The following is a 5,925-nucleotide window of genomic DNA, read 5'->3' as shown; positions in this document are numbered from 1 at the left end:
AAGAAGTCGAAGCAGGGGACGCGGACGAGTCCTGATCTGTCGTTGAACGACGCGCCCGCCATCGACACCGGTGGCGGGCTCGTTCGTCTGAGGCTCGATATCTCTTACGACGGAACAGAATTCGCCGGCTGGGCCACGCAGGTGGGCCAGCGCACCGTGGCGGGTGTGCTCGAAGAGGCGTTGTCGACGGTGTTTCGCCGCGAGTTGCGACTGCGCGCGGCCGGTCGTACCGACACCGGCGTACACGCCACCGGGCAGGTCGCCCACGTCGACGTTCCCCCCGACGCGCTGCCCAACGTGTATCCGCGCACGCCACGGCCCCATCAGCCTGGGTTCGAGCAGCCCGAGTTCCAGCCGTTGATCCGCCGCCTGGGCCGGCTGTTGCCCGCCGATGTGCGAGTCCGCCGAATCACCCGCGCGCCGGCCGGTTTCGACGCGCGGTTCTCCGCGCTGCGTCGTCACTACGTCTATCGGATCTGCACCGCCGACTACGGGGTGGATCCGCTTCAGGCCCACTTCATCACCAGTTGGCCGCGCCCGCTCGACGTCGAGGCGATGGCCGCTGCCGCGCAAAAGCTGTTGGGCCTCAATGACTTCGCCGCGTTCTGCCGCCACCGCGACGGCGCGACGACCATCCGCGACCTGCAGCGCTTCGACTGGGTGCGCGACGGCGACCTGATTACCGCCCACGTCACCGCCGATGCCTTCTGCTGGTCGATGGTGCGGTCGCTGGTCGGCGCGGTGCTGGCCGTCGGCGAACACCGCCGCACCGCCACGTGGTGCGCCCAATTGCTTTCCGAAACAAGGCGTTCCAGTGACTATGCCGCCGCACCGGCGCGGGGTCTGACGTTGGTCGGCGTGGACTACCCAGCTGACGGCGAGTTGGCGGCCCGGACGTTGATCACCCGCGACCTACGGACCCGGGACTGAGTTACAGCTTGCCGGCCACGAAGTCGGCCGCTTGATTGACCAGGCCGTCCTGGATGTAGCCACCGGCCATGTGTTGGTTCCAGTTGTCCGACCAGGTGTGCGGGTCGGCTGGATTGCAGATGGGGTCGGCGCCGTGGCACAAGTCGATGGTCCGGTCGTGGTAGACCGGGTTGAAGTTGGTGATCGGTCCGACCCATTGGGTGCCGTTGCCGAACAGGGCGACTGCGGCGATGTGCTGGTCGGCGCCGGGCGGAAGCGGATTGTTGAAGCCGAACATCGCTCCCGGAGCCGCTATCACGACATCGGTGACTGCCGCGCCAAGGGAGTAGCCGCCCAACACGATGCGGGTGTCCGGGCAGCTGTCGATCGTCGATTGGACGTGTGCGCTCATGTCATTGGCGCCGACGGCGACTTCAGTATCGGCGGGGTAGCGAACCGCGTAGAGGCCGATGCTTTTGTTGACCTTGGACCGCAGCGCGCTGACGAATGCGTTGCCCAGGACTCCGGCACCCGCTGGTTCCTGGCGTCCCCGGGCAAACACCACCTCGGCGTCGGGGCAAGCGGCGGATGCGGACGTGATCGTCGCGGGCGCCAGCATCAAGCCTGCGACCAGCAATACGGTCGGAATCAGCCCGCGCAGTTTCATTGCGGCAGTTTCATAGCGACGTGAAGCCCCGAGCGGTCAGTGGAAGGCCACCGGTCGGGTCTGGTCGACCACGGTCGGGGCCGGGCCACCGGGAACCGGGCCCGGCGGCGGACCCTGGCCGGGTTCGGGCGGGGCGGGGCTGAACGGCGCGGGCGCACCGGCTCCGGGCGGGACGCCGACTGGTACTTCAGGTCCGGTCTGGGGCGCCACCGCCAACAGTCGGGTCTGCACGAAGCTGGCGGCCTGGTTGGTGTAGACGGGCACGTAGCCGTCGGTGTGGCCCTTCCACTCGTTGCCTTGGCCGGCGTGGCAGATCGGATCCTCGGGGTTGCAGTAGTCGACGGCCTTGGCGCCGAACAGCGCGCTCTGGGCCGCGATCGACCCGCCGCTGCGGTCGGCCGGGTTTCCGAAGGTGGTGACTGCGATGACGTGGCTGGCATATTGCGACGGCAGTGCATCGCCCCAGCCGACGCCGCCGATCTGCGTGCCGGTGACGATGTCGACCACCGATGCGCCTTGGGAGTACCCGCCGAGCACCTGCGGCGTGGCCGGGCACTTGTCGGCGACCTCCTTGATGTGCTTGATCGCGTCCTTGGCGCCGTCGTTGCCGTGGATCTGCAACAGGGTGGCCCGGTAGTTGACCGGGTAGGCGTCGATGTTCTCGCCGGTTTTCTGCCGCAGTGCATCGACGAAAGCCTGACCGACGCTGCCCAGACCCGCAGGTTCGTCGGTGCCGCGGGCGAATGTCACCGAAACATCGGGGCAGTTGTCGGCCTTGGCCGACGGGGTGGCGCCGGGGGCGACGAGCAGCGAGCCAGCACCCAGCATCGCGGCCGCTGTCAGGCTCACCCGGCGTGACCAGGATCGACGCGACGCGACGCGACTCATGCAGTCAATGCTCACCAGATGATCTTACGGACATTCCGGTCCGCGGTCACCTCGATGATGTCCGGGCCCGCGGTTGTGGATTGCGGACGGGCCGCCGGGTGGCAAGTGCCTATCGTGGCGTGCGATGGCGTGGCATCCGACGACGAGGCTGGAGATCAGCGGCCACCGGTTTCTGCGGCGACGAATCGAGTGCGCGCTGCTCGGCATCGACGTGCGGGCGGTGAACGAGTCGATCCGTGCGTCGGCGCTGGCGTTGACGGTTGGCCTGGTGTTCGCGATTGTCGTGCTGGCCGCGTGCCTGGTGCTCGCCCTGCTCCGTCCCCAACCGGGGGCGGATAACGCGCCCATCGTGATGGAGCGGCAGTCGGGAGCGCTCTACGTCCGGGTGGGTGACACCCTGCACCCGGTGCCGAACTTGGCCTCGGCCAGATTGATCATGAAAACCGATGCAGCCCCGCAGCCAGTGGACGCGTCAGCTTTAGCGCGCGACAAACTGGGTCCGCTATTGGGTATCCCCGGCGCCCCGCAGTTTCTCGGAAAGCCACTTGACGTGGCCGAATTGCAGTGGACCGTCTGCGACAGCAGTGGCCGCACGACGGTCGTCGTCGGCGGGAAACCGCCGGCTGATGGTCTCGACGGTGACCGGGCCCTGCTGGTTACGCCGGCCACGGGCGGCTCCACATACCTCTTGTTCGAGGGTCGACGGGCTGTGGTGAATCCGGACGACGCTGCGGTCGCGCGTGCGCTGGGGCTCGATGGCCGACCGCCGCTGCGGGTTTCGTCGACACTGCTGAACCTCATCCCCGAGACACCCCCGATTGCGGCGCCTCGAATTCCTGATGTCGGGAAACCAGGCCCCGACTCGCTGCCCGGTTTCCGGGTCGGCAGCGTGCTGCGGGTCGCCCGCAGCGGCCGCGACGAGTACTACGTGGTGTTGACCGACGGTGTCCAACGGGTGGGGGAACTCGCCGCCGAGCTTGTGCGATTCTCCGAGCCGCAAGGGACTCACACGGCGATCTCGGTCGCACCCGACGCCCTTCGCGCAACCAAATCAGTGCACCGTCTGCCGGTGGCCGACTTTCCCGACCGCGCCTCGACGCAATCGGTTGCGCCCGGTGCGATGGTCTGCGCCAGCTGGACACCTGCTGCGTCGGGAAGCGTCAAGACCTCGTTTTCGCTTGGCGGCCTGCCCGTTCCGGTTGGCCGCGCGCCGGTCGCGTTGGCGCAGGCCGATGGTGGCGGACCCGCCGTCGACGCGGTCTACCTGCCGCCGGGGCGGGTGGCCTATGTCCGAGCGACCAGTCTCTCCGGTGAGAATGCTCGGGCCGGCACCCGCGTCCTGATCTCCGATACCGGCGTCCGCTTCACCGTGCACGATGACGATGCGGCCAAGGACCTGGGCCTGCCGCTCACCACGGTCGCCGCACCGTGGCCGGTGCTGGCCACGCTGCCAGCTGGGCCGGATCTGAGCCGAGCCGATGCCTCAGTCGCACAGGATGTTCCCGCTGTCGTGCGAGGCGCCGGCACGCCGTAATCGGGTGCGCAGCATGCTTGCGGCCAGCATCGCCGCCACTACGCCGCCGCAGACCCCGGTCCCGACCGACGCCGCGTGCCAAGCCCGGCCATCCGGCGGTGTGGGGCGCGCGGGTGCGGCGACGGGCGCCGGCGTTCGGGGCGCCGACGCGATCGGCGCCATCGGGGAGTCGGTGCTCACCGCGGCGAGGAAGTCCACTCTGCCGGCGCCGATTCGGTTGTTCCATCCGCCGGGCGGATGGTGCGCGGTGGCTTTGATGCGTTGCATCACCCGACGAGCGCTCCCCGTCGGGAAACGACTGCGAATCAATGCTGCCAAGCCGCTGACTACCGGCGCGGCATAACTCGTCCCTGAAAGCGGTGTCGAACCGTCCTTTCCGGCCATCGCATTCGCCAGTCCCGCACCTGACGGGTTCACGGACAACACACCTTCTCCGGGTGCGGCGACATCGAGCCACGGCCCGGCCAGGGTGAAGGAGGACGGCTCGCCGTGCGCGTTCACCGAACCAACGGTCAACACGTAGTCGTCATACCAAGCCGGGCTGACGATCGTCGCCGGTTCGGATTGCTGTGCAGGGCAGTGCCCACTTGCCGGTATTGCCCGCCGCCGCCACCACCACGACGTTCTTGCTGTCGACGGCGTAGGCCAGCGCAGCGCCCAGCGGACGATCGTCGAGAGTCGAGTCGCTGCGTGCGCAGGCCACCGCAGAAATGTTGATCACTGTGGCGCCCAGGTCAGCGGCATTGCGCACGGCCCGCGCCATCGTGTCCACGTCCCCGAACCCAGGGTGTGTCGGGTCCGATGCGGTCCCGAACTTCGTGCTGGACTGCCGGATGCCGATGAGTTCGGCACCGGGAGCGACGCCGCTGAAAGCATCGGTATGTTTGGGATCGGCTGTGGCACCTATGATCCCGGCAACGACGGTTCCATGACCATCACAGTCCTGGTTTCCGTCACCGGTGGAAACATAGTCCCCGCCCGCGGCCAGGTGCGGCAGGCGTGGGTGTGGTGCGACTCCGGTGTCGATGACCGCGACGCGCTGGCCCGAACCGGTGGTTAATTTCCAAACTTGCGGTAGATCAAGCCCAGCGAGCTGGGATACGTCAGCATCGGGAATCGTCGACAACACCGCGCAGATCTCGCGCTGGACGGTCGGATGTGGTGGGCGAGCGGGTGCCGGCGGCGGCAGCCTACTGAGGTCAATCGGTGGCGGCGATATCGCGTTGGCCAGCGGTGTGGAGTACCACGGCAGAATGGCGACAGCTGCTGTCGTCGAGCATCGCAGCAACCTCAATCGAGCTGGTATCAAGGCAGATTCAGACTGCGCACCGCGCCGTAGAAGCCGCAGAGCCAGAACGCGAGCGGGGCAATCGCGGCGAGGGCGAAATACTGCATCAGTTCGACGCTTCGCCGTGCGGTTGGAATGGCTGCCGTTGATCCACTGGTGAAGCCGAGGTAGAGCGCAAACATGCTGAGCGTCAACGACAGTGCCGCAATGTGCGGCGCATACTGGGGGTACCCGCGGGTGGCGGCCACCAAGACACTGCAGAGCGTAGCCGCGCCGCACGCGATTGTCGGCAATGATCGGCCGAGATCCTGATGCGCACGTGCACGCAGCAGCAGGGCGGCGCCGACCATGGTGGCGAAGCCGATCCCGGACAGTGAGGTCTCGCCCGCCAGGCCGACGGCGCCCAGGGCGGCGGAGGCAGAGAAAGCTGTGATCAGGCTGTCGAGCCAGGTGTGTGCGCGGATCGCACGTGCGTGGGCGTCGTCGGTACTTTCGGCGGGCAGAGGTGACAACCGGGCGAGCATGACCGACAGCGGCGCAGCCGCTTCGATCAGAGCCAGCGAGACTGTCGCCAGGCCGGCACCGATGGCCGGCAGCGGTGCGGCGACGACTGCGCGCACCGCGGCCGCGGCCGCGCAC

General features: G+C 68.0%; 5 protein-coding genes and 1 pseudogene. 2 read left to right on the top strand and 4 right to left on the bottom strand.

Annotated elements, in window-relative coordinates:
- The first annotated feature begins 42 nt into the window (after window positions 1-42).
- Entirely contained in the window at window positions 43-930 is an 888-nt protein-coding gene (gene truA / locus AC2VOU_RS16855) for a tRNA pseudouridine(38-40) synthase TruA (protein ID WP_486958397.1), read from the top strand.
- A 1-nt stretch (window position 931) separates the two neighbouring features.
- Here truA and AC2VOU_RS16850 read toward each other — a convergent pair whose 3' ends face one another.
- Both AC2VOU_RS16850 and AC2VOU_RS16845 read right to left on the bottom strand, forming a co-directional pair.
- Window positions 932-1,576 carry a cutinase family protein gene (locus AC2VOU_RS16850; RefSeq protein ID WP_486958395.1) on the bottom strand — a complete coding sequence of 215 codons (645 nt, stop codon included), beginning with the start codon at window positions 1,574-1,576 and terminating at the stop codon, window positions 932-934.
- A 36-nt stretch (window positions 1,577-1,612) separates the two neighbouring features.
- Window positions 1,613-2,404 (bottom strand): cutinase family protein, encoded by a 792-nt coding sequence (locus tag AC2VOU_RS16845; protein WP_486958396.1) that lies wholly within the window; start codon window positions 2,402-2,404, stop codon window positions 1,613-1,615.
- A gap of 184 nt (window positions 2,405-2,588) precedes the next feature.
- Between AC2VOU_RS16845 and eccB the strand changes: the two genes are divergently transcribed.
- Entirely contained in the window at window positions 2,589-3,998 is a 1,410-nt protein-coding gene (gene eccB / locus AC2VOU_RS16840; RefSeq protein WP_486958394.1) for a type VII secretion protein EccB, read from the top strand.
- Here eccB and mycP read toward each other — a convergent pair.
- Both mycP and eccD read right to left on the bottom strand, forming a co-directional pair.
- Window positions 3,948-5,292: pseudogene (gene mycP, locus AC2VOU_RS16835) on the bottom strand (type VII secretion-associated serine protease mycosin). The gene eccB and the pseudogene mycP overlap by 51 nt on opposite strands.
- Before the next feature lie 11 nt (window positions 5,293-5,303).
- Window positions 5,304-5,925: type VII secretion integral membrane protein EccD (eccD, locus tag AC2VOU_RS16830; protein WP_486958393.1), on the bottom strand; the 622-nt coding region annotated here is incomplete at its 5' end.

The sequence above is a fragment of the Mycobacterium sp. TH-M25 genome (assembly GCF_057473665.1).
The sequence above is the reverse complement of the archived record's forward strand: the minus strand, read 5'-3'. Positions and strand labels throughout refer to the sequence as shown.